This window comes from Phyllobacterium sp. CCNWLW183 (genome assembly GCF_037203775.1).
GTDB classification, from domain to species: Bacteria; Pseudomonadota; Alphaproteobacteria; order Rhizobiales; family Rhizobiaceae; genus Phyllobacterium; species Phyllobacterium ifriqiyense.
This window is the reverse complement of sequence record NZ_JBBCBN010000004.1, coordinates 307,777-330,590: the sequence shown is the minus strand read 5'-3', so window position 1 is coordinate 330,590 and position 22,814 is coordinate 307,777. Positions and strand designations below refer to the sequence as shown.

At 53.1% G+C, this 22,814-nt stretch carries 24 protein-coding genes and 1 tRNA gene; 14 read left to right on the top strand and 11 right to left on the bottom strand.

The features are described from left to right. Positions 1 to 315 precede the first annotated feature (315 nt). The gene (locus tag V9K95_RS12080; protein ID WP_307283787.1) at positions 316 to 1,260 is read left to right on the top strand and encodes a tyrosine-type recombinase/integrase; all 945 of its coding nucleotides are present in this window, start codon (positions 316 to 318) and stop codon (positions 1,258 to 1,260) included. Positions 1,261 to 1,488: 228 nt separating this feature from the next. Here V9K95_RS12080 and V9K95_RS12075 read toward each other — a convergent pair whose 3' ends face one another. From V9K95_RS12075 to V9K95_RS12065, 3 genes are all read right to left on the bottom strand, one after another. Then, on the bottom strand, positions 1,489 to 2,238 hold the full coding sequence (locus tag V9K95_RS12075) for a L,D-transpeptidase (protein ID WP_115051868.1): 750 nt from the start codon (positions 2,236 to 2,238) through the stop codon (positions 1,489 to 1,491). Between the two features lie 165 nt (positions 2,239 to 2,403). Continuing rightward, positions 2,404 to 2,574, bottom strand: a complete 171-nt coding sequence (locus V9K95_RS12070) for a hypothetical protein (protein ID WP_336440967.1) — start codon at positions 2,572 to 2,574, stop codon at positions 2,404 to 2,406. A gap of 202 nt (positions 2,575 to 2,776) precedes the next feature. Next, the gene (locus tag V9K95_RS12065) at positions 2,777 to 3,478 is read right to left on the bottom strand and encodes a glycosyltransferase (RefSeq protein WP_115051869.1); all 702 of its coding nucleotides are present in this window, start codon (positions 3,476 to 3,478) and stop codon (positions 2,777 to 2,779) included. Between the two features lie 183 nt (positions 3,479 to 3,661). Between V9K95_RS12065 and V9K95_RS12060 the strand changes: the two genes are divergently transcribed. Beyond that, on the top strand, positions 3,662 to 4,219 hold the full coding sequence (locus tag V9K95_RS12060; protein WP_336440966.1) for an AAA family ATPase: 558 nt from the start codon (positions 3,662 to 3,664) through the stop codon (positions 4,217 to 4,219). Here V9K95_RS12060 and ampC read toward each other — a convergent pair. After that, positions 4,186 to 5,349: a class C beta-lactamase gene (gene ampC / locus V9K95_RS12055; RefSeq protein WP_336440965.1), complete on the bottom strand. Its 1,164-nt coding sequence runs from the start codon at positions 5,347 to 5,349 to the stop codon at positions 4,186 to 4,188. The genes V9K95_RS12060 and ampC overlap by 34 nt on opposite strands. Positions 5,350 to 5,459: 110 nt before the next feature. On the opposite strand from ampC, the gene V9K95_RS12050 reads away from it, so the two are divergent. Next, positions 5,460 to 6,329 (top strand): LysR family transcriptional regulator, encoded by an 870-nt coding sequence (locus tag V9K95_RS12050; RefSeq protein ID WP_336440964.1) that lies wholly within the window; start codon positions 5,460 to 5,462, stop codon positions 6,327 to 6,329. A gap of 114 nt (positions 6,330 to 6,443) precedes the next feature. On the opposite strand, the gene V9K95_RS12045 is transcribed toward V9K95_RS12050, so the two are convergent. Both V9K95_RS12045 and V9K95_RS12040 read right to left on the bottom strand, forming a co-directional pair. Continuing rightward, a complete protein-coding gene (locus V9K95_RS12045) occupies positions 6,444 to 6,968 on the bottom strand; it encodes a GNAT family N-acetyltransferase (RefSeq protein WP_307283766.1) in 525 nt (174 codons plus the stop codon). Between the two features lie 11 nt (positions 6,969 to 6,979). After that, positions 6,980 to 7,540, bottom strand: a complete 561-nt coding sequence (locus V9K95_RS12040) for a helix-turn-helix domain-containing protein (protein WP_336440963.1) — start codon at positions 7,538 to 7,540, stop codon at positions 6,980 to 6,982. A 180-nt stretch (positions 7,541 to 7,720) separates the two neighbouring features. Here V9K95_RS12040 and V9K95_RS12035 point away from each other — a divergent pair, with 180 nt between their 5' ends. Next, the gene (locus V9K95_RS12035; protein ID WP_115051874.1) at positions 7,721 to 9,127 is read left to right on the top strand and encodes a DUF5939 domain-containing protein; all 1,407 of its coding nucleotides are present in this window, start codon (positions 7,721 to 7,723) and stop codon (positions 9,125 to 9,127) included. 34 nt (positions 9,128 to 9,161) lie between these two features. On the opposite strand, the gene V9K95_RS12030 is transcribed toward V9K95_RS12035, so the two are convergent. After that, positions 9,162 to 9,253 (bottom strand) — tRNA-Ser (locus V9K95_RS12030). A gap of 166 nt (positions 9,254 to 9,419) precedes the next feature. Here V9K95_RS12030 and V9K95_RS12025 point away from each other — a divergent pair. Beyond that, positions 9,420 to 9,794, top strand: coding sequence for a hypothetical protein (locus V9K95_RS12025; RefSeq protein ID WP_336440962.1), 375 nt, complete (start codon positions 9,420 to 9,422; stop codon positions 9,792 to 9,794). Positions 9,795 to 9,964: 170 nt separating this feature from the next. Further along, the gene (locus V9K95_RS12020; protein ID WP_162802421.1) at positions 9,965 to 10,129 is read left to right on the top strand and encodes a hypothetical protein; all 165 of its coding nucleotides are present in this window, start codon (positions 9,965 to 9,967) and stop codon (positions 10,127 to 10,129) included. Between the two features lie 139 nt (positions 10,130 to 10,268). Here the strand turns inward: V9K95_RS12020 and V9K95_RS12015 are convergent, their stop codons facing one another. After that, entirely contained in the window at positions 10,269 to 10,856 is a 588-nt protein-coding gene (locus tag V9K95_RS12015; RefSeq protein WP_115051894.1) for a TetR/AcrR family transcriptional regulator, read from the bottom strand. A gap of 180 nt (positions 10,857 to 11,036) precedes the next feature. Between V9K95_RS12015 and V9K95_RS12010 the strand changes: the two genes are divergently transcribed. The 3 genes from V9K95_RS12010 to V9K95_RS12000 all read left to right on the top strand — a co-directional run bounded on the left by V9K95_RS12010 (position 11,037) and on the right by V9K95_RS12000 (position 16,433). Then, positions 11,037 to 12,257 (top strand): efflux RND transporter periplasmic adaptor subunit, encoded by a 1,221-nt coding sequence (locus tag V9K95_RS12010; RefSeq protein ID WP_307283750.1) that lies wholly within the window; start codon positions 11,037 to 11,039, stop codon positions 12,255 to 12,257. Positions 12,258 to 12,379: 122 nt separating this feature from the next. Then, the gene (locus V9K95_RS12005; protein ID WP_115051896.1) at positions 12,380 to 15,598 is read left to right on the top strand and encodes an efflux RND transporter permease subunit; all 3,219 of its coding nucleotides are present in this window, start codon (positions 12,380 to 12,382) and stop codon (positions 15,596 to 15,598) included. Positions 15,599 to 16,169: 571 nt separating this feature from the next. After that, positions 16,170 to 16,433, top strand: a complete 264-nt coding sequence (locus tag V9K95_RS12000; RefSeq protein WP_115051897.1) for a hypothetical protein — start codon at positions 16,170 to 16,172, stop codon at positions 16,431 to 16,433. Between the two features lie 54 nt (positions 16,434 to 16,487). On the opposite strand, the gene V9K95_RS11995 is transcribed toward V9K95_RS12000, so the two are convergent. Next, positions 16,488 to 17,006: a DUF1236 domain-containing protein gene (locus V9K95_RS11995; RefSeq protein WP_115051898.1), complete on the bottom strand. Its 519-nt coding sequence runs from the start codon at positions 17,004 to 17,006 to the stop codon at positions 16,488 to 16,490. Positions 17,007 to 17,217: 211 nt separating this feature from the next. Here V9K95_RS11995 and V9K95_RS11990 point away from each other — a divergent pair, with 211 nt between their 5' ends. Continuing rightward, the gene (locus tag V9K95_RS11990) at positions 17,218 to 18,318 is read left to right on the top strand and encodes a pyridoxal phosphate-dependent aminotransferase (protein ID WP_442958557.1); all 1,101 of its coding nucleotides are present in this window, start codon (positions 17,218 to 17,220) and stop codon (positions 18,316 to 18,318) included. A gap of 14 nt (positions 18,319 to 18,332) precedes the next feature. After that, positions 18,333 to 18,698: a DUF423 domain-containing protein gene (locus tag V9K95_RS11985; protein WP_115051900.1), complete on the top strand. Its 366-nt coding sequence runs from the start codon at positions 18,333 to 18,335 to the stop codon at positions 18,696 to 18,698. Positions 18,699 to 18,748: 50 nt separating this feature from the next. On the opposite strand, the gene V9K95_RS11980 is transcribed toward V9K95_RS11985, so the two are convergent. Then, the gene (locus V9K95_RS11980) at positions 18,749 to 19,279 is read right to left on the bottom strand and encodes a hypothetical protein (protein ID WP_336440960.1); all 531 of its coding nucleotides are present in this window, start codon (positions 19,277 to 19,279) and stop codon (positions 18,749 to 18,751) included. A 62-nt stretch (positions 19,280 to 19,341) separates the two neighbouring features. Further along, on the bottom strand, positions 19,342 to 19,824 hold the full coding sequence (locus V9K95_RS11975; protein ID WP_336440959.1) for a hypothetical protein: 483 nt from the start codon (positions 19,822 to 19,824) through the stop codon (positions 19,342 to 19,344). A gap of 135 nt (positions 19,825 to 19,959) precedes the next feature. Here V9K95_RS11975 and V9K95_RS11970 point away from each other — a divergent pair, with 135 nt between their 5' ends. From V9K95_RS11970 to V9K95_RS11960, 3 genes are all read left to right on the top strand, one after another. Further along, on the top strand, positions 19,960 to 20,616 hold the full coding sequence (locus V9K95_RS11970; protein ID WP_336440958.1) for a TetR/AcrR family transcriptional regulator: 657 nt from the start codon (positions 19,960 to 19,962) through the stop codon (positions 20,614 to 20,616). Beyond that, positions 20,582 to 21,745, top strand: coding sequence for an isovaleryl-CoA dehydrogenase (locus V9K95_RS11965; RefSeq protein WP_336440957.1), 1,164 nt, complete (start codon positions 20,582 to 20,584; stop codon positions 21,743 to 21,745). Before V9K95_RS11970 ends, V9K95_RS11965 begins: the two co-directional genes overlap by 35 nt. Before the next feature lie 194 nt (positions 21,746 to 21,939). Next, positions 21,940 to 22,812 carry a DUF1444 family protein gene (locus tag V9K95_RS11960; RefSeq protein WP_336440956.1) on the top strand — a complete coding sequence of 291 codons (873 nt, stop codon included), beginning with the start codon at positions 21,940 to 21,942 and terminating at the stop codon, positions 22,810 to 22,812. Positions 22,813 to 22,814: the final 2 nt, after the last annotated feature.

Sequence of the window (22,814 nt, the reverse complement as noted above, 5' to 3'; positions counted from 1 at the left end):
AGCCATTTTCAGCGCTCGCGATTTTGAATGGTGCAAGAACCCTGCTCAGAACCATTGTGGTTTGGGGTCTGCGCCAGCGACGCACAGACATTAAGCGAAGAAAGGATTCCAGACCGGCCATAGGCCGAGGAGATGAGAAATGGTTGGACAGAGACCTCAAGGGTTGAAACTTGATACGGCCGGTTATGGCTTTATCAAACGAAAGTCTATTAGCCTAAAGAGGCACGGCTACACGGATTGCGCTTTTCACGAAGACCGCTACAACTCGGCATATATTTCCCGGTTTAGTGTTTTATTGACCAGAGCGCGATTTTCATGACGATTTCAGCAGCCGCTATTGCCCCGCCTTCTTGTGACTCCGCGTTTGGATCTGCATTTTCCGTCCGCTTTGACTATGATCTCAACTATTCGGCAGCCGATAATGGCACCCGGAAGCTGGTCAGGGAACATTCGTTGAGTGATTTGACTGCGCAATATATCAGCATCCTTTGGGATGAAGGCTCGCACAAAACCAATGTGCGATCGTTCCTCGGGGAGATGAGTGAAATATTGAGCGGCCAGCGTTTCAGCGTTTTTACGCAAGAAATGCTTGATTCTGTGATCGGAACCCTGCGCGAACGTGGCAATAGCAATGCGACCATCAATCGAAAGATGGCCGCTTTAAGCAAGCTGCTCAGGAAAGCGTCAAAAATGGGCGACATCTATAATCTGCCGGAATTCCGGCGGCAAAAAGAACGGCAGGGCCGAATCCGCTTCCTCGAAACCGATGAGGAATCGCGGCTATTCTCCGCTGTAAGGTTGCGTTGCGAAGACAGCTACCGGTTGAGCATATTCCTTGTTGATACCGGGTGCCGGCTCGGCGAGGCTATCGGCCTTTCATGGAACGATTTGCAGGATGCCCGTTCGACATTCTGGCTAACCAAATCAGGGCGCAGCCGCACGGTTCCCCTCACCGCTCGCGCACAAGAAACCGTCCATATCCCGCATGGCAGACTAAAGGGCCCTTTCGCCATGCTCAATCAAGTGCGGTTTCGGGCAATCTGGAATGAGGCAAAGGCAGAAGTCGGGCTTGGCAGTGACGATCAGATTGTTCCGCATATTTTACGCCACACCTGCGCATCGCGTCTTGTGCGCGGCGGTATTGACATTCGGCGTGTGCAGATTTGGCTCGGCCATCAAACCTTGTCGATGACCATGCGCTACGCACATCTGGCAACCAATGATCTGGATTCCTGTGTGGCTGTGCTGGAACGTGGATAGGGATTCGCTATCCCGTTATCGAATTATGTTGAGGGCTATTCCTAATCACGCGGATTCTATCTTGGGGCCCGGGTTCAATCCGGGAAAATTGCTGAAAACCTCGGTTCGACCGTCGGGCGCAGCGATTGCCATTGATGTATGCCGGTCCAGCTGATTTCATCAATGCTGGACCGGGCAGAACCATTTTGGTTGGCGTTTGGAAGACTTCCCGATGCTGACCCGCTTTTATCAAACCTGAGTTTGCGGCGCCCCAAGGGGAGATTGGTGAACGACGATTCGCGCGTGATACGGCACACGGTCATATAGATCGATCACATCCTGATTGATCAGGCGCACGCAACCGGAAGACGTAGCCTTGCCAATCGAGCGCCATTGCGGTGATCCGTGAAGACGATAAAGTGTGTCCTGCCCGTTCTGGAATATATAAAGTGCGCGCGCACCGAGTGGATTTTTGACTCCCGGCTCCATTCCGCCATTTTCGACGGAGTATTTTGCGAGCTCCGGCTGTCTTGCAATCATGTCTGCCGGCGGCTTCCAACGTGGCCAATGCTGCCGCCAATGAACAATCCCCTCACCTTGCCAGGCAAAACCATCGCGGCCGATACCAACACCATAGCGCATTGCTGTTCCGCCCGGTTCCACCAGATAAAGGAAGCGCCCGACCGTATCGACAACAACCGTCCCTGCGGGTTCGCCGGTGGGGTCTGTCACGCGCTGACGATAATATTTCGGATCCATCTGCTGAAAAGGTATCGCAGGAATTGAATGTCCCCCATCTTGAAGTGCGGCATATCGCAGTTCAAGTTCCGATGGGGAAGCTAATCCTGTCGGCAAGGATTGCTTTACGGGACGCGGCTTGGGCGGCGCGATTTCGGCATGCTGCGTTGTCGCTGTCGTTGTGCATCCGCCAAGAGCAGCGCTCGCGGCCATGGAACCGAAAACAAAAGTGCGGCGGGATAATTGAATGGATCTGGTCATGTTCCAACACGTTCACGGGATGAGATTCGAACGCTAAATAGTTGCGTTGCGGCCATCATGTCTAAACATATAGATGTGATCGGGACCATGCCCCAACTCATGCTAGAGCAAGTTTTGCCCATCGAATTGTTCTGCCGGAGGGATTGGCCGGCAAGGTCGAGGGATTTAGTCAGGAACCGACGAAGGAGCGACGGCGTGGTTGCCAGCCTGTTTGGTTGGCAAAAGCTGCCGCATGGTCAAGGTTACAGCAGCATTTTGAGGACTATACGGTTTCATTCGGAAGCCGAAGTTGCTTTTCAACTTGTGGTGGAACTGCGCCAGGTCGCCGCCGTCCATTATTGCATTCCACCATAGTTGTTTGCGTGTAAAGCGTGTTTGCTTGCGCAATTCCGGACGGAAAACCGCTTCGCACTTTTCCTGGAATTGACCTTTGTCTACGCAATTCCGGACGGAAAACCGCTTCGCACTTTTCCTGGAATTGACCTTTGTCTACGCAATTCCGGACGGAAAACCGCTTCGCACTTTTCCTGGAATTGCTTTAGATCGGCTTGAATTCCGGGTCAATTTCCAATGCCTTTTTGGTCCAGATATCGCCATAGTCGACATTCTGCCAATCTTTGAACCATGGACCGCCATTGGTAAAATGCACGGCATGCGGATATCCGCTTGCTGGCTTCTCGTTCCAGCCTTCCAACCAGTTCCACTCTGTCGGGATTTCACCGATTTCGTCGTCCTGCGCCCATTGCATCCTGTGCAAATATGCGCCGCTTTCGCGATTGATCAATTCGGGTGTCAACTGGCGCGTCGAAGGATGTTCGCAATTGAACAGCATGAAGGATGACCAGTTTTTGCGTGGGTAGGTGGTCTGCACCTTGCCGTCCATCTTGACCCCGGCCTTCGGTTGATAGTCATGCTTGACGCAGGCTACAGCCTTGCTCTCGTCGCGATACTGCAAAAGCTCTGCCACATCGGAGAAGAACAGAAAATCGCAATCGCAAAACAAAGCCCAGCCCTTATAACCGGCGAGATAGGGCGTAAAAAAGCGCGAATAGGTGAATTCCGTTGAAGCGAGCGGGTCGACATCGCGCGTATAAGCGCCCTTATCAACGAGATCCTGCAACACGATCGGGTGTACATTCACCGGGATCGATGCGTTTTTCAGGATGGTGGATTTTGCTACCTCATATGCTATGGGCTCGCGGGAATCCCAGCCTATGTAGATATCAAGTGACCTATCCATGATGCTTCCTTTGCATGTTTGGTTTTAGTGCCATGCTGCGTTTGGCGAGAAAATTGTTTATATGACCGAAATAGTCAAGTCATGGTGTAGTTCGCGCAACATGCAACTGTGAGTATGTTTTTTTCATGCCATGAGCCCAACCGACGGCTTCCGGGCATGAATGAAACCTGTTTTGAGGAACGCATGAAAAATCTGGCTGGTCACATTCTGATTCTAACCGGGCCTCCGGGTTCCGGGAAAAGCACTGCCGCAGAGCTGCTTGTTACCGCATCCGGCATTCCGGCCGTTCATCTGCATTCAGATGACTTCTGGCACTATATAAAAAGCGGCTTGATACAGCCCTACCTGCCAGAGGCACATGCGCAAAACGAGACTGTCATCAAGGTCCTGGCGGGCGTGGCTGAGGGTTATGCCGAAGGCGGCTTCTTCGTCGTTGTAGACGGCATCATCGGCCCCTGGTTCCTGCAACCATTTCGCAAGGTCACTGCACCGCTCCACTATATTGTTTTGCGGCCTCTTCTGGATGAGGCGATCGAGCGATGCCGGCTGCGGGGCGGCAATACGCTGACCGACCCCGGGCCGATCAGCGCTTTGCATCAGCAATTTTCATCGCTGGGTGATCTCGAAAACCACGCTATCGATATGGCTGGGCTGAACCGCGCCCAGACGCTGGAAGCTATCAAAGCAGCGCTTCTCGATAGTAGATATTATTTGGAGTCCAGCTTGGTCAAAACTTCATAAGCAGCATTGATACGCTCTTCGTTCGGGTAATATTTGTTCGCCAGAATGACAATGCCGATCTTCTTTTCGGGCACGAATGCGACATAGGCACCAAAACCATTGGTTGAACCAGTTTTGTTGATCCACACATCAGAACGCGGTTCCGTGGGTGGGTTGATCTGTTCAACAGGCACCGGCTTTGAAGAAATTTCTCGCGAATTACCCATTCGCAAAGCACTTAACGAAACAGGATAGCTATATTGTTCCCATAATAAATCCTGGGTCATTGCTCCAACCTTGAAATAGCCCTTATGCGTATCCGCAATCGCCTGCTGCAGCTTGCTCTCCAGCTTGACCATGTTCATATTTGCTTGCATGAAACGGACCATGTCTGGCGCAGTCGTCTTCACCCCATAGGCTTCCGAGGACAGAACAGCCTTGTTTACGCGGGCAGGCTTGTCTTTGCTCGTATAGCCTTGCGCGTAATCTTTCATTTTGCTTTTCGGCACGTCGATATAGGTGCTGGCGAGACCGAGCCCCGGGAATAAAGTGCCTTCCATGAGAGAGGTAAAATCCTTGTTCATGGCTTTGGCAGTGATCACGCCAAGCATCCCGATGCTTGGATTCGCATAGGTCCGGGTCGTGCCAACCTTATAAGCAGGCTTCCAGTTCTTCAGATAAGTCATCATCTGATCGTCATTCTTGACATTATCCGGCACCTGCAAGGGAAAGCCCCCTGGCGTATGCGTACCCAGATGGAGCAGCGGAATCTTGCCAAATTCGGTGCCTCTAAACGCAGGAAGATAGTTGCTGGCGGGGTCGGACAGCGAAATCTGGCCATTGGCTTGCGCATAGGTTGCGAGGGTCACGACGAATGTTTTGCTGATTGATCCGATCTCGAAAATCGTCGAAGGCGTGACCGCTGTTCCGGTGTCTTTGGAAGCAACGCCATATTCAAATATATAGGACCTTCCGTCAGCAATGACGCCGACAGCCATGCCCGGTATAGCGTTCTTATCCATAACGGGACGGATTGCGGCGTCTACGAGAGATTTAATCCTGTTCGCATCTTCGGCCGCATGGCTAAGCGTGGCCGAAACGCCCGTGATCAAGAGAGAGCCCGCCAAAGCTGTGGCAATTTTCCGTTTCATAATGCAAATTCCTTGTGCCGTGGTCGCTACCAGGCAAATCTCTATTGGCACTGTAATCTGAAAACAAACGATGATATCTGGTATCTGACATAAGAAAAACTAGGTCAGATATGGTTCGTCCCTTTCTTCCCCTGAATGGTCTTCGGGCCTTTGAAGCCTCTGCAAGGCATCTGAGCTTCACACGAGCAGCAATCGAACTTTACGTGACGCAGGCTGCTGTCAGCCAGCAGGTGAAAAGCCTTGAAACGCGGCTTGGCGTACAGCTTTTTCAACGCCTTCCGCGTGGACTAAAAATCACTGCCGAGGGAGAAGCGCTCCTGCCCGTTGTAACGGGGTCGTTTGACCAGTTGGCCAATACACTTGAGCGCATAGAGGGCGGCCATGTGCGCGAGCTGCTTTTTCTTGGCGCTGTCGGAACATTTGCCGTGGGGTGGCTGCTGCCTCGATTGCCGGATTTCCAGCGGCAATTTCCCTTTGTCGATGTGCGGATATCAACCAATAATAATCGCGTCGACACCGCCGCAGAAGGGCTGGATTTTGCCATTAGATTTGGCGACGGCTCCTGGCATGGAACAGAGGCAATTCGCCTTTTTGAGGCGCCGCTATCGCCGCTTTGCATTCCGGAGCTGGCGGAGAAACTGCAGGAGCCGGGAGATATCGCCAATCAGCCCCTGCTGCGAAGCTACCGCAAGGATGAATGGAGCCGATGGTTTGAGGCGGCTGGGGTGGCTGCCTCGCCGCAACTCAGCAAAGGGATCGTATTTGATTCCTCGCTCGCCATGATGGAGGCCGCGCTCCAAGGGATCGGCATTGCGTTGGCTCCCCCATTAATGTTTTCGCGGCAACTTTCATCCGGCGCAATCAAGCAACCTTTCCAGACTTCGATTTCACTCGGAAGCTATTGGCTGACGCGGCTGCAATCGCGCCTCCCTACCCCGGCCATGGAAGCATTTTCAGGGTGGATTACGGCGCAGGTTTGAGGGCAGCGTCGGGCACTGAATGGCCGGAACTGCGCTAGTGCGGGCTGCTTGAACCATAACCTGCTGAATCGGCCAAAAGCAGGGGCAAACCACCGCCCGCCTTGGTCGCAAGTATCAGATATGGCGAAACATGTAGGTGGTCGCGTGTTTCGCCTTTCCGTCCGGATTCCACGCAAAGTCCGGGATTACACCTGCAACCTTAAAACCAGTGGAGGCATAAAGGGGTTCAGCAACATCGCCGGTTCGTGTGTCCAGCGTGACAAGCGTTTTTCCAAGCTCACGAGCCCTGCTCAAGGCATGGTTCATAAGAGTTCGGCCAATACCAAGCCGGCGAGCTTGCGGGTGGACGATCATCTTGGCAATCTCACATCGATGGGGCTGATTATCAGGCATGGCGGTGAGAAGTTGCACGGTGCCAAGAAGATTTCCCGCACGTTCTGCACCAAAGAGGATTCTTCGTCCGGCGACGACTTCGGGTTGGACATTTTTGGACCAGAACAGGCTCGCATCCTCGACGGACAGCGGAGCCATGAAGCTGACCGCTGCGCCTTGCCCCACGGTCAGGGCGAGAATTTGTGAGAGGTCTTCTAACCTTTCCTCGATCGCGCGAGCATCAAGTTCGATAATCTGGACTTCCATTTGGAGGCTCCTTAAGCCATAGCGATAATATAATGGGCGGGTTGATCGCCGGTAGCGAAAGACGATGCGCCGCGCAATTGATAGCGAAGACAATCGCCCTTGCTCAGTTCGTACCGAACGTCATCGACGATCAGCGTGAGCGAACCAGCCAAGACGACAAGATGATGTTCATGGCCCGGAAAAGCCGGGCTGTCATAGACAATGTGCTGATTGGGGGCGATTTCGCACTCGATCATTTCCAGCTTCAGCCGCCCGCTTGGAGGCGAGAGGGTGCGGCGGGAGAACCCGTTTTCGCGGTCCAGCCAAATACTTTGATCAGCACGGCGCAGTAGCGGAACGTAATCCGGCTCGAGCGGCGTCAAGAGCTGTGATAGTGGCAGCGCGAAGGCGGAAGCCAAGCGGCCAAGCGTCTCCGCCGTCGGGCTGACCTCCCCCTTCTCGATCCTCGATAGAGTGGCCCGGCTGACACCGCTGCTCAACGCCAGATCCTGCAATGTCAGGCCGCGTTTCATCCGCAAACTGCGCAGGTGCTCAGCAAGAGCGTGATTTTGGTCGCGTATGATAATTCCCATATTTGAGATTTAATCTCATTTATGGACAAACGCAAATGCAAAAATGTTGTCTCGTCTAGAAGGACAAAGTCGCTCGGGCGAGTAATATCCATGCCCATAGATTTCTATTGGAACATTCCCGTGTTATGATCCTGGTCCTGGCGTCGTCCGCCGTGGGTTCTGCAGACGGAGACTTGTCTAATGAGCGAAGTGGACGTACTTTTTGCGACCCTGCGACAAGCGGCTGACCCGCAGACGGTCAAATGCATCGAGAACGTTGTCAGACACGGCTCGGATCGCGATCTCAATCGCATCAATGCACTCGCCTTCGCCGATACGCACCATCTTGATCAAGAGAAAACCATTGCAGCGCTTCTCCATGCAGCCCGCATAGGCGCGTTCGAGATGACCTGGAACGTGCTTTGCCCGGGATGCGGCGGCGTCCTTGACAGCGGCGCATCCCTCAAAGGGGTCGTCCACGAGACTTACCATTGTGCGCTCTGTGCGGCCGGATACGAACCTACCCTCGACGAGATGGTCGAGGTCACGTTCACGGTCAGCCCGAGAGTACGCAGGATTGCCGCCCACGATCCCGATCGGCTGCCTCCGCTCGAATATTACCGCCAGATATTCTTTAGCTCCGGGGTTGACCTACCGGAGGACCTCGAAGCGCGGTTCGCACGCATTCAGCTGGAGATGATCGAGCTTGCTCCGGGCGAAAAGGCTTTCGTCTCGCTGCAACTGCCGGCGCAATTCGTGATCATCTTCGATGCGGTGACGCACTCAGCGCAGTTCATCGACGTGAAAGGCGAGCCGACCGACGAACGTCAAACCCTGTCGATGGTCATCAGTCGGGCGCATGCGCTGAACGAAACGATAACCCTCCGTCCTGGCTTGCTACGGCTCACACTCGAGAACCATACCGATCGCCGAGTGGTACCGAATGTCTGCATCGCAGGCGATGAGCTGCACGATCTTCTGGGCCGCAGGCGACCTTTTCTGACAGCCAAGCGTCTGCTGACAAACCAGAGTTTCCGCGACATATACCGGATCGACACCCTTGATGTCGACCAGCGTCTCAAGATCACCAGCTTGACGTTTCTCTTCACCGACCTGAGGGGTTCGACGGCCCTCTACGAACGCGTTGGAGATCTGGCAGCCTTCGATCTCGTGCGGGGGCATTTCCGGGTTCTTCACGAGATCGTCGCTACGGAGACCGGGGCGGTCGTAAAAACCATAGGAGATGCCGTGATGGCGACCTTTCCAAGCCCGGACCGCGCGGTGGCGGCTGCGCTCAGGATGCGAGAGGCGATGCTTCGGTTAAACACCGAACACGGCAGCGACGATCTACTCCTGAAGATCGGCATCCATGAGGGACCATGCCTCGCAGTCAACCTGAACGACCGGCAGGACTATTTCGGCCAGACCGTCAACATCGCTTCCCGTGTCCAGGGCCTTGCCGATCCCAATGTGATCATGACGACGGAAGCGATTGTCGGGGATGCCCAGGTTTTAGAGATCCTCCGTGAGAGCGGAATCACATCGGCCTCCAGAATGGCGGAGCTTCAGGGTATCGGCAGAGAGGTCAGAATTTTTGCCCTGTCGTGAGCTTCATCCGCTCTTCGGCATTCGAGCCGTTTAATGGCGGAGAGGAAGGGATTCGAACCCTCGAGACCGTTTAACGGGTCTACTCCCTTAGCAGGGGAGCGCCTTCGACCACTCGGCCACCTCTCCGAGGACGCTGACTAAAGATGAAACCCATTGTTGGCAAGGGTTTTGTTCAAATGCTCCTCAAAAATCGAAATCCTGCGCTGCAACGGGTTTGAACAGAGCAAATTTGTCTCGTCCCTCGACATCGCCCGATCAGATGAATAGCCTGCACTTCTGGATGGGGGATGGTATGAGATTTTCAGGCAAGATCGTGATGGTGCTGCTTCTGACGGGCATCTGCGCCTGCACCACAACTGGTGCAAGCAAAGGTCAGGTCACCGCCGACGCAAAGGCACTGGTCATAACATCCTACCAGTGCCAGGCATCGCTTGGACGTGAACCCCATTATTCAGCCATTGAAAGCAGCGAAACTGTACTCAAAGCCATTGGCAAGTCGTCTGAAGAGGCTGATCAAACCGTGCGCGGCTGGCTTAGAGATGTCATCGCATCACCAAAGCAGCCTGGCGATCTTGATTCGAAAACATGCAAGGACAAGTTGCTCACTCTCGCTGAAAAGGTCCGGATTGGCTATGAATCTCTAAATCGGTTGAAAAAACAGCCGTGATTTTTCGGCTAAAAAATCGGATGTTTTTTGTAATTTTACTGCGCGGCACAGGCGATTTTCGCAACTATGCGGAGTGTAAATGAAAGTCGCAAATCTTGAATTGAGAATCAGGAACCAGCGTCCTATCTCCAACATTATAGGGGCTACAGACCTCAATTGGAGAGTGCAGAATGACGACACCTACCGTTCCGCAGGACATCTACCTCCGTCACGAAAGAGAGTGGCAAATGCTGCGTCAGGCTATCGCCGAAAAGAAGCCTTCCGTTGAAGAGAAGCAGCCGATGGAAAATTTGGCTCCCCGGCGTAAGGTCCCATTGAAAGAGCAGCATCAGTAAAATCTGAATCTCATCAAAGTTTAAAAAGCCTCGCGCGGATAACCGTCAGCGGGGCTTTTTGTTGGGCGGGTTTGAGGAACCGGAAATACAGGGCTTATTGCAGAGCAAATAGTGCGTGGAGCAATATCGATGCAGCGGCTCAATTAGACCCCGGCCAGGACCGCATGGCAATATCGACAAGGCGATGGATTTCCTCACGCCCTATGCCACTGGCAGCCTGTACCGCAGTTCCCTGCGACACGGTGAGGATATAGCGGGCCAGATCTTCCGGATTGCTATCGGATGGCAGGTCGCCCTCGCGCTTGGCGCGTTCGAACCGCCTCGTCAACGCTTTCTGGCCAATCTGCCGCCGTTCAATAATTGTTTTTTGAACCGCCTCGGCGGCCTCGCTGCATCCCATGGCAGCATTTATTCCAAGGCAACCACTCGGATTGCAATCACAGGTCTGCGCATTGGCGAAGCCAAACAAGACGTCGCGCGCTACCGAGCGCGCATCAGGTTGCTCCAGCGCTTTCCAGAAGAAGGCCATGTAATTCTGCTCATAGCGCTCAAGCGCCATACGGAAAAGTTCTTCCTTATTGCCAAAGGTCCCATAAAGGCTGGGTTTGGTTATACCCATGCCGTCAGTCAGATCGGTGATCGACGTACCTTCATAACCTTTGCGCCAGAACAGTTCCAAGGCCGTCTGCAGAGCATCGTCCGCATCAAATTCCCTCGGGCGTCCCATGGACAATACTCCCTAAAAGAATTATACCGTTCGGTATAAAATTCCATTGACAGCTACTGTACCGCAGCCTTATATCGCTGTTCTATACCGATCGGTATGGAACGTCAATGAAGAATTCGGTCAACCGGATTCCCGTTCACCATCCTCCCAATGGTGAAAAATTCAAGCAGGATGACCACGATGTCAATCAGCACACTCAAAAGAAATCTCGCCATTGGCGGCCTCGTTCTGGCGCTTGGCGTGGCCGGCGGCACCCAGATCTTCGACTTTAGCAAAAGCCATGCGGAAGGCGAGCAGGCGGCCCCTGCGCAGGCGACCCCCGTTTCCGTTGCGATAGTACAGCCCAAGCTTGTCAGCCAGTGGAACGAATTTTCAGGCCGTCTCGAAGCGGTTGATCAGGTCGATGTGCGCTCGCGCGTTGCTGGTGCTGTTCAATCCATTCACTTTAAGGAAGGCTCGGTAGTCCAACAAGGCGATCTGCTCGTCAAGATTGACCCGGCTCCCTATGAGGCAGAAGTTGCACGGGCAAAAGCGCAGGTAAGCGCGGCTGAATCGAGACTGGCCTTTGCCAAGAACGAGCTGGAACGCGGCAAACGCCTGATCGATTCCCGCACTGTTTCCCAGAGTGATTACGATCAGCGCCGGAATGTCGAAGCTGGCGCGCTCGCCGACCTTGAAGCTGCGCGGGCAGTGCTCAAGACAGCAACGCTCAATCTCGAATATACGGATATCCGCGCGCCGATCAGCGGCCGTGTTGGACGCATCGAGATTACGCAAGGCAATCTGATTGCCGCAGGACCTGCTGCGCCATTGCTCACCTCTCTGGTCTCGATCAGTCCCATCTATGCAAGCTTCGAAGCCGATGAAAACGTTGTGGCCAATGCCCTGGCCGATCTTCCTGAAGGGTTGAACAACCGCGATTTCGTCGACCGCATTCCTGTTCAGATGGATGTGCAGGGCAAGGCCGATGTTCAAGGCAAGCTCCAGCTCATCAATAACAGTGTCGAAACAAACAGCGGCACGGTCAAAGTGCGCGCCGTTTTCGACAATGCCAATGGTCGCCTCATGCCCGGTCAGTTCGCCAAGGTTCGCATGGGTCAGGCAAATGAACGCCAGGAATTGCTGGTGGATGAGAAAGCTGTCGGCACAGATCAGAACAAGAAGTTCGTGATGGTGGTCAACCCGCAAAATGTCGTTGAATATCGCGAGATTTCTTTGGGCGGCAAGGCTGACGGCCTTCGGATCGTGACATCCGGCCTGCAGGCGGAAGACAAGGTGGTCGTCAATGGACTGCAGCGCATACGGCCAGGCTCTCTTGTAGCACCTGAAATGGTGGCCATGGGCGCCAATGCATCCAACCAGTTGCAGGCGCAGGCCGAGCAGGCCAACGTCAAACAATAAGATCTGCTGCGCCGTGTGCTTAAATTGAGGCACGGCATGGCAGTATTTGAAATGCGTGTAGCACCGGCCAGAAACCGAAAACGGTTTTTGGCCTTACGCGCTCATCGGCAGGCGGAATCGCTATGAATATCTCCAATTTCTTTATTGATCGCCCGGTATTTGCGGGGGTGCTGTCCTTCATCATCTTCCTCGGCGGCCTTATCGCGCTGACGACGATGCCGGTTTCCGAATATCCGGACGTGGTTCCGCCATCCATCGTGGTGCGCGCGCAATATCCGGGCGCAAATCCGAAGGTCATCGCAGAAACAGTTGCAACGCCAATGGAAGAATCCATCAATGGCGTTGAAGGCATGCTCTATATGGGCAGCCAGGCAACATCTGACGGCCAGTTGACGCTGACAGTGACCTTCGCCCTTGGCACCGATCCGGACAAGGCACAGCAATTGGTCCAAAATCGCGTTTCACAGGCAGAGCCTCGTCTGCCGGAAGAAGTGCGGGCGCTTGGCATCACCACGGTAAAAAGCTCGCCGGACCTGATGCTGGTGGTCAATCTGATTTCGCCGAACGATCGCTACGACATCACCTATCTGCGCAATTACGCATTGATCAACATCAAGGATCGCCTAGCCCGTATTGACGGTGTTGGCGATGTGCAGCTGTTCGGATCAGGCGATTATTCAATGCGCATCTGGCTCGATCCGCAAAAGACCGCGGAACTCGGTCTTTCCGCGACTGATGTTCTCAGCGAGATCAGAGCTCAGAACGTGCAAGCGGCAGCGGGTACGATCGGTGCTTCTCCAAATGAGAACGACGTCAATCTGCAACTCTCAGTGAATGCACAGGGACGTTTGGCCACTGAAGAAGAATTTGGCCAGATCATCGTCAAAACCGCGCCGAACGGCGCGATTACGCATTTGCGGGATATTGCGCGTATTGAACTGGGTTCAGCGCAATATTCCTTGCGTTCCCTGCTTGATAACAAATCGGCGGTGGCCGTCCCTGTATTCCAGGCTCCGGGCTCCAATGCGATCCAGATCGCCGATCAGGTTCGTGCTGCGATGGAAGAGGCCAAGCTGACCATGCCGGAAGGCGTGGACTACAAGATCGTTTATGATACGACGCAGTTCGTTCGCGCCTCCATCGAGGCCGTTGTCCATACGCTGCTTGAAGCCGTTTTGCTGGTCGTTCTCGTGGTTATTCTGTTCCTGCAGACATGGCGCGCCTCGATCATCCCGCTCATTGCGGTGCCTGTATCGATTGTCGGCACGTTCGCCGTCATGCATCTGTTTGGCTTTTCCATCAACGCACTGAGCCTGTTTGGTCTGGTTCTGGCCATTGGTATCGTCGTCGATGACGCCATCGTGGTGGTGGAAAATGTCGAGCGAAACATTGAAAATGGCCTCGCGCCGCGTGCCGCAACCATACAGGCCATGCGCGAAGTTTCCGGACCGATCATCGCGATTGCACTCGTGCTGGTTGCCGTGTTCGTTCCGCTGGCTTTTATCACCGGTTTGACAGGGCAGTTTTACCGCCAATTCGCGCTGACAATTGCCATTTCAACCGTCATTTCCGCGTTCAACTCGCTTACGCTCTCTCCTGCCCTTGCCGCCTTGCTGCTCAAAGGACATGACCAGCCGAAAGATGCTTTGACGCGGTTCATGGACAAAACGCTGGGTTGGCTGTTCCGTGGCTTCAACTCCGTGTTTACGCGTGGTGCAAACGGCTACAGCAAGGGCGTACGCGGCGTGATTTCGCGCAAGACTGTTATGATGGGCATTTATATCGTGCTCATTGGTGCAACAGCGCTGATGTTCCGCACTGTACCTGGCGGTTTCGTGCCGCCACAGGACAAGCAATATCTGGTTGGCTTCACGCAGCTGCCAGATGGCGCAACGCTTGACCGGACAGAATCTGTTGTCCGCCGCATTGGTGATATGGCTCTTTCAATCCCGGGTGTGGAAAGCACGATTGCCTTTCCGGGCCTATCCATTGCCGGGTTTACAAATAGCTCCAATGCCGGCGTGGTTTTCGTCTCGCTAAAACCATTTGAGGAGCGGAAAACACCTGAGCTGAGTGCTGGCGCCATCGCCATGCAGCTCAACCAGAAGCTGGCAGGAATTCAGGAATCGTTCAGTGCGGTGTTCCCGCCTCCCCCGGTTCAGGGTCTTGGTTCTATCGGCGGCTTCAAGCTGCAGATCGAAGATCGCAATGGTCTCGGCTATGAGGCGCTGGACGGTGCAACCAAGGGATTCCTTGCCAAGGCTGCAACTGCTCCTGAATTGACCGGGCTGTTCACCAGTTTTCAGATCAACGTGCCACAGCTTTACGCCGATGTTGACCGCGCCAAGGCACGCCAGCTCAACGTATCGCTTCCGGAAATCTTCAACACGCTGCAAATCTATCTGGGTTCGGTTTACGTCAATGACTTCAACAAGTTCGGACGCACCTACTCCGTCCGCATGCAGGCGGAGTCGAATTTCCGGGCCAAAGCAGAGGATATTGGCGATCTGAAAGTTCGCTCCGGCTCGGGTGAAATGATCCCGCTTTCGGCGCTTATCAAGGTAACGTCAACAGCCGGACCAGACCGCGCCCAGCGCTATAATGGCTTCCTTGCTGCCGATGTAAACGGCAATGCTGCGCCGGGATTCTCTTCCGGTCAGGCTCGCGCCGCCGTGGAGAAGATCGCAGCAGAAACATTGCCCGCAGGTATTGGCTTTGAATGGACAGAACTGACCTATCAGGAAATTATTGCGGGTAATTCTGCCTATCTGATCTTCCCGCTATCGATCCTCCTGGTCTTCCTGGTTCTTGCTGCCCAGTATGAAAGCCTCTCCCTGCCGCTTTCGATCATCATGATCGTGCCGCTTGGACTGCTTGCCGCTCTTAGCGGTGTCTGGCTGACGGGTGGGGACAATAATGTCTTCACACAGATCGGGCTGATCGTGCTTGTCGGGCTATCGGCCAAGAACGCCATCCTGATCGTGGAGTTTGCACGCGAACTGGAATTTGCCGGATCGACACCGTTCAAGGCGGTGATCGAGGCAAGCAGATTGCGTTTGCGCCCCATCCTGATGACCTCGCTGGCATTCATCATGGGTGTCGTTCCTCTGGTCACTTCCACAGGAGCGGGCGCGGAAATGCGCAGCGCGATGGGCGTGGCCGTGTTTGCCGGGATGATCGGTGTGACGCTGTTCGGCCTTTTCCTCACGCCGGTATTCTATGTTCTTGTTCGTGCGATGACGGGCAACCGTCCGCTCAAGAGCCATCACGCCAGCACCTTCGAAGGCGACTCCAGCCATGATTCGGGCGCAATTGCGCCTGCAGCAACCCCGGCTGAGTAACAAAATATACGGTGGCGCAGATAAATTTATTTGCCTGCGCCACTTCCTCTAAGCCTTTGGAATGACGGTCTTTATTCAACCGAAGTTTTTATCGAGGCCACGAGACAGCTGCTGGAATTCGTTTTTGTGCGCTTTTAGGGGTGACAAAAGATTTCAGGATGTTACAGTCTTGTGACCATGCCGATGTTCGGCCCTAACGATCATGACTTCAGTATTTTGAGGCCATCAAATCGGGAGATGCACATGACAAGCGCTGCTAATGACAACCGCAAAATCAGTGACGGTTTTATTCCTCTGGTTACATTTCTGGTGGTTACTCAAGTAGCTGCCACCGTTCTTCTAGCTTTGCCAAATTGGTATTGAAACCTCAAACCACTGCATCGAGTTTTTCGCTTCTGCCAGTAATGGCAGGGGCGATTGTCATTTTGATGATTATTGGCCTGCTATTTGTGTAGAGCCCTTACCGCGATTGCGGTTCCAGTCTGACACGACCTCTGATTGCTATTCGTTTCCCTAACACAATGATATAAATCTACTGCAAGAATGACTGCCATTTGCAGTGGAGGATATTATGAGATTGTTGATTGGATCGGCACTGCTCGCCGCATTTGTGATAACCGGTTGTACCACGATGACACCTGAAGAGCGCCGTGCAATCGATAGCCAAACCTGTTCATCTTATGGATTCAAGCGCGGCGGTGATGGCTTTGCCTCCTGCCTGCTCAATCTGGAACTGGATCGTCGCGCTGCATCACGCGCTCAGTTTGACGAGATGCGTTTCAATAATCCGCCTATCATCTTCTATGGCAATAGATATCATCGTAGGTGGCGATAAAAAGCGCCGCCGGAGCTAACCGGCGACGCTTCTCTCTCCCACTAAAATCGAGCCTTAACGCACCCAGACAACCCGGCGCGTTTCTCTTTCGACCAATGCCGGACGGTCATCCACATAGATATAAGAGTAACGAGGCTGATCCGGCACTTCAACGAGCGGAACGTCAGCAGGGACAACCACACCTGTTGTCAGCTCACCTTCGATGACAACCGGATCACTTGGATGTTTTTCGACATAGGTGATTACCTCGTCCGGAAATGCGCTACCAGCGCTTGGTCCGCCTGCATCAGACAAATATACGACACGGCGGTCGTTCATCGACACGATGACGGGGCGACCTTCCACATAAATATAGCCATAGCCCGGACTTTCAGGAATTTCCCTGACTACAACATCTTCCGGCACAACATAGCCTTGTGACAGTTCATCATCGATCACGACAGGATCGGACGGGTTGGCAATCACATAGTCCCGTGCACTTTGTGGAACTTCAACAACCACTGTGTCCTGCGCAAATGTGAGACCGGAAGTGGCAAACAACGCCGCTGCGGTCAGTACAAGAATCTTTTTCATTTCGTGGCCTCTCTGTTATCTTCATTGTCCCACTGGCTGCAAAACCTTGAAGAGACAGATTTGGTTCCAAATTTGCGGCACACGTCGTGCGACAGGCTGAAACATAAGCATGCCAAACAGATGTCGGCACAACGAAAAAATTAGCGGATTTCCTGGGATTTCAGGTTAAGTTTTGCTGGTTTAGCTCAGGAAAACTGCTATCGCTTTGCTTATGAACCCGAAGCTCGTTCCCCTCATAGATTCACTGCCCTCAACAGTGCCCTTTGTTGGGCCGGAAGCGCTTGAGCGCAAACGCAACGGCCTGTTTCGTGCTCGTCTCGGGGCGAATGAAAATGGCTTTGGCCCTGCCCCATCCGTCATCGCTGCCATACAGAAACATGCCGCCGAGTCCTGGAAATATGCTGATCCGGAAAACTTCGACCTGAAGCATGCATTGGCAAGTCATCTGCATGTTGCCCCCTCCAATATTGTCGTGGGCGAAGGCGTTGATACTTTGCTCGGGCTGGCTGTTCGTCAATATGTCAGCGAGGGTACCCCCGTGGTAACGTCGCTGGGTGCCTATCCTACGTTCAATTTCCATGTGGCTGGATTTGGCGGGCGCTTGATAACTGTTCCCTATCGCGACGATAGAGAAGATTTGAGCGCGCTTCTCGATGCAGTAAAGCGCGAGAATGCGCCGCTCGTCTATTTTTCCAATCCCGACAATCCCATGGGGACCTGGTGGGACGCAGAAGACGTTGAACGTTTCATAGATGCACTCCCGCCAACGACAATGCTTATCCTCGACGAAGCCTATGGCGAGACTGCTCCTGCCAGTTCCAAACCCGCAATTGATATATCGCGGAGCAATGTTTTGCGGATGCGCACCTTTTCCAAGGCCTATGGTCTTGCTGGCATGCGCTGTGGCTATGCTATCGGCGCGCAACAGCAAATCACTGCTTTTGACAAAATCCGCAATCATTTCGGCATGAACAAGCTGACTCAGATTGCAGCGCTTGCAGCGCTCAAAGATCAGGATTATCTGCGACAGGTCGTAGGCAAGATCATAGCGGCAAGAGACCGGATAAGCGCAATAGCCGAAGCGAACGGATTGAAGGCCATCCCGTCAGCCACCAATTTCGTTACCATTGATTGCGGAAAAGATGGGGCTTACGCACTTTCCGTATTGAACGGACTGATCGAACGGGATGTCTTCGTGCGCAAACCAATGGCACCGGGGCTTGACCGTTGCATCAGGGTCAGCGTCGGTCTTGATGCTGAACTCGATATATTCGAGCAGCAATTGCCGCTGGCATTGCAAGCCGCAAGCTAGACAGGGAGAAGAGCGTGGAAATAAATCGGGGTTTTGTGGGTTTGGGCGGCCTGTTCGGCGCGGCGGGCATTGCAGCCTATGCAGCGGCGGCCCACAGCACCAGCGGCCATATGGCAACTATTGCGCCGATCCTTTTGATCCATGCACCGGCATTTCTGTCGCTCTCTTTGCTCGGAAAGCTCAGCCGCGCTTCTTATTTAGGTGGACTAATCCTGATTTTGGGGCTGCTTTTCTTCATCGGCGATCTGGTTTCCCGGGATTTGAACGGAGACAGGCTGTTTGCCTTTGCCGCACCGCTTGGAGGCTCGCTGCTTATCCTTGGCTGGATCGTGGTGGCCGCAACAGTCTTCAAGGCGCTGGATTTCAAGTCACCGCGCTAACGCTCAAACACGCAACGCCAGCCCTATCCGCGAATACGTTACGATCTACGTCAAAAAATCGCAGCAATAATGGCTGGCCAGTTGTTGATAATCGCGATCGAGCCAACTGCTATAGCAAGCATACTGGCAAGTTTACCAGTGGTAGGGAGGCTTTCAACACGCCCGCGTAATTCTCCCCACTCCTGGGCAGATGGCAGACTATCGACTTTTGCTGAAAGCTTACCAAAGGCTATTGCCGAGGGCAGCGCATCAACTTTGGCTTTTAGATATGCCATATCAATTCTGAAACTGGTAAAATCGCCTTTCAGACCACCAACATCATCTTTGAGCCCTGAAAAATCGTTTTTCAGACCAGTTACATCACTTTTCAGACCGGTTACATCACTTTTAAGGCTGGAAACATCACTTTTAAGGCCGGTTACATCGCTTTTCAGGCCGGAAACATCGCTTTTCAGTCCAGCCACGTCGCTCTTTAAAACGATAACATCGCCCCTCAAATCTGAAACATCCCGGATGACGGTGTCGAGCTTGCGATCCGTCTTCTCAAATGATTTTCCCAGAAATGCGACACGTGTTTCCATGCCATGGAATGTGCCACCGCCATCGCCGGACTTCAAGCGACCTAAACGTGCAGCAGATTGAGTCATGGCTTGGCGCTTTTTAATCTGTCATTGCACTGCTTGTAGTAACCACCACCCTTTTCAATCCAGCTTGTTCCGCCGAGCGTATTGGCGGCTTTGTTTGCGCGGTATTGCTCCAGGCATGTATGCATTCGCGCCTTTGCCGGCTTTTCACTGGCAAATTTGGCGGATATGGCGGGCGGGAAATTCATCTCGCCAGACACTGCTTCGGTTTTCTTTTCAGCTTTTGCTGGCTTTTCTTCCGCAACCTTCTTTGAATTTTTGTCCGTCGTTGCGGCGGCATCTTCATTCGAAGATTTCAAGCACTGGGCCTTGCGGAATTCGCTCCACGATACGCCCTCCGCCTCGCCAGCGCTTTGCGCCGCCTTATACTTGACGCTGCATTCTTTCATTGTGATCGCACTTGCAGACGAAGCGAGAACAAGGGAGGCAAGTGCCGTGGCCGAAATGGCTAGGACACCACGAGAAAGGCGCGCATTTATCATTAAAAATCAACTCTCTGGAAATGAGGTTTCGTTCGCAATGAGTCCAATCCTATATGCATCAATGCGCCTTCTCCAATTGGACGAAGGTCTAATATGACCCTTGAATTAATTGAACGTTCGTTTTATTAATTCACCATGGCACGCACGACCGGATCAGATGGAGAGAAAACCCGCAGCGCTATTGATGCCGCAGCCAAACGCCTGATAGCGCGCATTGGTTATGAGGCCATGTCAATGCGCCAGCTGGCGGAAGAAGTGGGCGTTCAACCTGCCGCCTTCTACCGTTATTATCCCAACAAGCAGGAATTGCTCTTTTCAGTGATGCGGGATCATATGGAGCGGCTGCTGGGCGCATGGCAGCAGGAAAACGGAAAGGCGCAAGGAGTGCGCGAGCGTTTTGCCGCCTTTATCCGCTTCCATATCCAGTACCATGTGGAGCGCCGCGACGATGTTCACATCGCCAATATGGAACTGCGCAGCCTTTCCGCCGATAATCTTGCAATAATTGTCAAGCTCCGCTCCACCTATGAAGGCAGTCTGCGTGATATTCTGGATGAAGGGATTGAGGCAGGCGCGTTTGACATTGCCGATATAGCGCTGACTACACGGGCGATCATCGCCATGACCACGGGTGTCAATGTCTGGTTTCGTGCCGATGACCGGCTGACGGCCAGCGAAGTTGCCGAAAATTATGTCGAATTGGGATTGCGCCTTGTTGGTGCCAAGAAGATCGAAACAATCGCAAAGGGAGGACGTGATGTACGAGTCGGGCCTAAAATTCGGAGTTTCTGAAGAGATCGAGGCATTGCGCGAAACGGTTTACCGGTTTGCGCAAGCCAAGGTTGCGCCTTTGGCTGAGGAAACCGACAAGAGCAACCAGTTTCCGATGCATCTTTGGCAGGAGATGGGTACGCTTGGTCTGCTTGGCATGACGGCTGATCCGGATTTTGGCGGCTCGGGTCTGGGCTATCTGGCCCATGCCATTGCCATGGAAGAAATTTCCCGCGCTTCGGCCTCGATCGGTCTGTCCTATGGCGCTCACTCCAATCTCTGCGTCAATCAAATCAATCGCTGGGGCACCGCTGAACAGAAAGAGAAATATCTGCCTAAGCTTTGTTCTGGCGAACATGTTGGCGCATTGGCCATGTCCGAACCCGGTGCTGGCTCGGATGTAGTTTCAATGAAGCTGCGTGCTGACAAGAAGAATGACCGCTATGTGCTGAACGGCAATAAAATGTGGATCACCAATGGTCCCGACGCCAATACACTCGTTGTTTATGCCAAGACTAATCCTTCTGCCGGCTCGCGCGGCATGACCGCCTTTCTGATTGAAAAAGGCTTCAAAGGATTTTCGACGGCACAAAAGCTCGACAAGCTTGGTATGCGCGGCTCCAACACCTGCGAACTGGTGTTTGAGGATTGCGAAGTGCCGTTTGAAAACGTGCTCGGCGAAGAGGGCAAGGGCGTGAAAATCCTGATGTCCGGCCTTGATTACGAGCGCGTTGTTCTGGCTGGTGGCCCAATCGGCATTATGGCTGCCTGTCTCGATGTGGTTGTTCCCTATGTGCATGAACGCAAGCAATTCGGCCAGCCAATTGGCGAATTCCAATTGATGCAGGGTAAGCTTGCCGACATATACACGACAATGAACGCATCACGCGCCTATGTTTATGCGGTGGCTTCGGCTTGCGACCGCGGCGAAACCACACGCAAGGACGCTGCCGGGTGCATCCTCTATGCAGCCGAAAAAGCAACATGGTGTGCGCTTGAGGCTATCCAGGCTCTTGGCGGCAATGGATATATCAATGATTACCCGACCGGACGTCTGCTGCGCGATGCCAAACTCTACGAGATCGGCGCAGGCACCAGCGAAATCAGGCGCATGCTAATCGGGCGGGAAATGTTTGCCGAAAGTGCTTAATCAATTTCGGCAATCATCATTGATCAATCAAGTATTGATATGAGGACCGGCAGAAAGAGATGATCTTATCTCAGCCATATCAATTGAACCATTCCGGACACCGTCTGGAATATGCACCGTTCAGCGTTTATTTTGCTGGGCGGAAGACTATATTTTTTCGCTTTTTATTACCTATTTTCAGATCGGAATTTTTCATGAAAATCTTACTTAACCGAAGAAAGTTACTGGCATTTGTTCCAGCATTCGCCTTCCTCTCATCATCAGGCGCGACTTTTGCCAAATCGCGAAAATTCTCCAGCATGGAAGAACTCCGCCTCTATGTGATCGAGATATTGAAGAAAATGCCGGGCATGACCGATATCACTGCCGATAAAACAATGGCTGCGCTTATTACCGGCAAATATAAGGACAAGGAATTCGGCTTTGATCTTGCCAATCTTTATGGGCGGATACAGGCGCAGGGTGACCCGGATGTGTTGGAAGCCATAAGACAGCGCGTGCAGATCTTAGATTCCGGCAAATCGACGCCGAATGATATCAACGACCTTGTGATTGTTCTTCGCTCACAGGAATATGTAGAAGAAACTGCAAAGCTCGGCGTTAAGATAAAGCAGGAGCAAATCGCCGGTAAGCTTCATGCCGTCTATATGGTCGATCTTCCCGAAGCGATGTCTCCTCTTTCCGTTCAGGATTTACCCGATTATTCCTTGGAGGAATTGCGCGATATTTCGCTTGAGAATGTAACGCAAAAACTATCAGCAATTCAGAAAGACAATGTTGCAGGTGTGGTAGACCGCTTTCAGGTGGACAATAATACTTTTCTTTCCACCTCGCTTGTACTGCTCGATAGTTTTTGGGATTCTCTCGACAATAAATATCCCGAGGGCGCGATCTTTGTTGTACCGCGCATGGACGAATTATTTGTCATTGACGCAGCAATTCCGGGCGCCGCCAACATAGCCCGTGACGTTATCAGGATTACCTTCAAGGAAGGTTTCAGCCTGCTGTCTGACGAAGTCTACATACGTCGCAATAACAGAATTCAGATTTTTAGGCCGTTGAAATAGCA

Excerpts from the sequence above, each read along its gene's own strand:
- V9K95_RS12080 (WP_307283787.1), top strand. The coding sequence starts at position 316 with ATGACGATTTCAGCAGCCGCTATTGCCCCGCCTTCTTGTGACTCCGCG.
- V9K95_RS12075 (WP_115051868.1), bottom strand. The coding sequence starts at position 2,238 with ATGACCAGATCCATTCAATTATCCCGCCGCACTTTTGTTTTCGGTTCC.
- V9K95_RS12070 (WP_336440967.1), bottom strand. The coding sequence starts at position 2,574 with ATGGACGGCGGCGACCTGGCGCAGTTCCACCACAAGTTGAAAAGCAAC.
- V9K95_RS12065 (WP_115051869.1), bottom strand. The coding sequence starts at position 3,478 with ATGGATAGGTCACTTGATATCTACATAGGCTGGGATTCCCGCGAGCCC.
- V9K95_RS12060 (WP_336440966.1), top strand. The coding sequence starts at position 3,662 with ATGAAAAATCTGGCTGGTCACATTCTGATTCTAACCGGGCCTCCGGGT.
- ampC (WP_336440965.1), bottom strand. The coding sequence starts at position 5,349 with ATGAAACGGAAAATTGCCACAGCTTTGGCGGGCTCTCTCTTGATCACG.
- V9K95_RS12050 (WP_336440964.1), top strand. The coding sequence starts at position 5,460 with ATGGTTCGTCCCTTTCTTCCCCTGAATGGTCTTCGGGCCTTTGAAGCC.
- V9K95_RS12045 (WP_307283766.1), bottom strand. The coding sequence starts at position 6,968 with ATGGAAGTCCAGATTATCGAACTTGATGCTCGCGCGATCGAGGAAAGG.
- V9K95_RS12040 (WP_336440963.1), bottom strand. The coding sequence starts at position 7,540 with ATGGGAATTATCATACGCGACCAAAATCACGCTCTTGCTGAGCACCTG.
- V9K95_RS12035 (WP_115051874.1), top strand. The coding sequence starts at position 7,721 with ATGAGCGAAGTGGACGTACTTTTTGCGACCCTGCGACAAGCGGCTGAC.
- V9K95_RS12025 (WP_336440962.1), top strand. The coding sequence starts at position 9,420 with ATGAGATTTTCAGGCAAGATCGTGATGGTGCTGCTTCTGACGGGCATC.
- V9K95_RS12020 (WP_162802421.1), top strand. The coding sequence starts at position 9,965 with ATGACGACACCTACCGTTCCGCAGGACATCTACCTCCGTCACGAAAGA.
- V9K95_RS12015 (WP_115051894.1), bottom strand. The coding sequence starts at position 10,856 with ATGGGACGCCCGAGGGAATTTGATGCGGACGATGCTCTGCAGACGGCC.
- V9K95_RS12010 (WP_307283750.1), top strand. The coding sequence starts at position 11,037 with ATGTCAATCAGCACACTCAAAAGAAATCTCGCCATTGGCGGCCTCGTT.
- V9K95_RS12005 (WP_115051896.1), top strand. The coding sequence starts at position 12,380 with ATGAATATCTCCAATTTCTTTATTGATCGCCCGGTATTTGCGGGGGTG.
- V9K95_RS12000 (WP_115051897.1), top strand. The coding sequence starts at position 16,170 with ATGAGATTGTTGATTGGATCGGCACTGCTCGCCGCATTTGTGATAACC.
- V9K95_RS11995 (WP_115051898.1), bottom strand. The coding sequence starts at position 17,006 with ATGAAAAAGATTCTTGTACTGACCGCAGCGGCGTTGTTTGCCACTTCC.
- V9K95_RS11990 (WP_442958557.1), top strand. The coding sequence starts at position 17,218 with ATGAACCCGAAGCTCGTTCCCCTCATAGATTCACTGCCCTCAACAGTG.
- V9K95_RS11980 (WP_336440960.1), bottom strand. The coding sequence starts at position 19,279 with ATGGAAACACGTGTCGCATTTCTGGGAAAATCATTTGAGAAGACGGAT.
- V9K95_RS11975 (WP_336440959.1), bottom strand. The coding sequence starts at position 19,824 with ATGATAAATGCGCGCCTTTCTCGTGGTGTCCTAGCCATTTCGGCCACG.
- V9K95_RS11970 (WP_336440958.1), top strand. The coding sequence starts at position 19,960 with ATGGCACGCACGACCGGATCAGATGGAGAGAAAACCCGCAGCGCTATT.
- V9K95_RS11965 (WP_336440957.1), top strand. The coding sequence starts at position 20,582 with ATGTACGAGTCGGGCCTAAAATTCGGAGTTTCTGAAGAGATCGAGGCA.
- V9K95_RS11960 (WP_336440956.1), top strand. The coding sequence starts at position 21,940 with ATGAAAATCTTACTTAACCGAAGAAAGTTACTGGCATTTGTTCCAGCA.